Here is a 1,556-nt window from a genome sequence, read left to right on the forward strand (position 1 = left end):
GCCACCGCCACGGCGGCGAAGCTCATCAACGCCAGGGCCATGAGCGCCCACGCGAGCGGGCCGGGCGCGGGCGGCGGTGGCAGAGTGGTCCCGGTCGCCGCGGTGGTCAGCGCGTGCAGGGCGAAGTAACCCAGCGTGGTCGCCAGGGCGTAGAGCGATGTGCGCCGGGTGAGTGCCCGGGGTGCGTGATCGGCGAAGCCCTGCGCCAGCAGGTAGGCGACGCCGAGGATCAGGATCAGTCCGAGGGCGATCACCTGGGGTGGCTTGGATTCGAGTCCGAACAGCAGGCCAACACCGATGTAGGTCGCGAGCGCCGTGGCGAAGGCGCCGCCGACCGCAGTCAGTCCCGGTACCGCCACGGGGCCCGGCCGGCGCGCCGCGGTGACCTGATCGACGCCCGAGCCGGAGGCGAGGAACGCGTGCGCCTTGTACAGCGAGTGGGCGATCAGGTGCAGCAGGGCGAGGGGGAAGAGGCCCAGGCCGCACTGCATGACCATGAAGCCCATCTGTCCCACGGTGGACCAGGCGAGCGAGGTCTTCACCGCCGGCTGGGTGAGCATCACCATCGCCCCGAACAGGGCGGTGAAGCCCCCGAGGGCCACCAGTGCCGCCATGACCAGCGGCGCCTGCAGGATGACGTCGGCGAAGCGGATCAGCAGGAAGCCGCCGGCGTTGATCACCCCCGCATGCAGCAGCGCCGAGACCGGGGTAGGGGCCTCCATGACCTCCGTGAGCCAGCCGTGGGTCGGGAACTGGGCGGATTTGAGCGCGGCGGCGAGGGCGAGCAGGAGTGCCGCCCAGCGCATGGCCGTGGTGGCGGACTCAGTGCCTGCGGCGGCCAGGATCGCGGCGATGTCGCCGCTGCCGCAGGCGACAGCCAGGATCACGGCCGCCCCGCAGAGGGCGGCGTCCCCGAGACGGGCCATCACGAACTTCTTGCGTGCCGCCAGCCGGGCCCGGCGCCGTTGCGGATAGAACAGCAGCAGCCGGTGCAGGCAGACGCTGGTGGCGATCCACGCCGCCACGAGCAGGAGCAGGTGCCCGGAGATCACCAGCAGCATCACCGACGACAGCGTGGCGCAAAGCCACCCCGTGAACGCGCCCTCGCGGGCCTCGCCGTCCATGTAGCTCGCCGTGTAGCGCAGCACCACCCAGCCGACCAAGGTAACGAGGGCGAGGAGGGAGGCGCTCACCGCATCCAGCCGGATGCCGGTGACTGTCGTCGGCCCGGACCACGCGAGGACCCCGACGGCGACCGCCGCCGCGGCAACGGCGAGCAGTGCCGCCACCTGCGCGGCGCGCGCCACCCCGAGCGGGCGCCGGCCGGGGCGCAGCAGGCCGAAAGCGGCGGCGACGGCCAGGGCTATGGGGGCCAGGGCGGGCAGGGCTTGAATGGGCATGATGGACTCTCTCGCGTGAATGCCTGGGTGTTGTACCAAGCTCCGGGAGAGATAAAAAATTCATTGTTTGCCCGTTTTAGTTAAATAAAATAGAACGGTATGCAGCAGCTCAACTATCACCACCTGCGCTATTTCTGGGCGGTGGCACACGAGGGC

1 protein-coding gene is annotated in these 1,556 nt (G+C 70.3%); it reads right to left on the reverse strand.

Annotated features, from left to right (window positions below; genetic code table 11):
• Window positions 1–1,400, reverse strand: a 1,400-nt coding sequence (locus tag G7A99_RS19415; protein ID WP_163143320.1) for an NADH-quinone oxidoreductase subunit L, incomplete at its 3' end; no start/stop codon positions are given.
• Between the last annotated feature and the right edge of the window lie 156 nt (window positions 1,401–1,556).

Source organism: Arhodomonas sp. KWT, assembly GCF_010993615.1.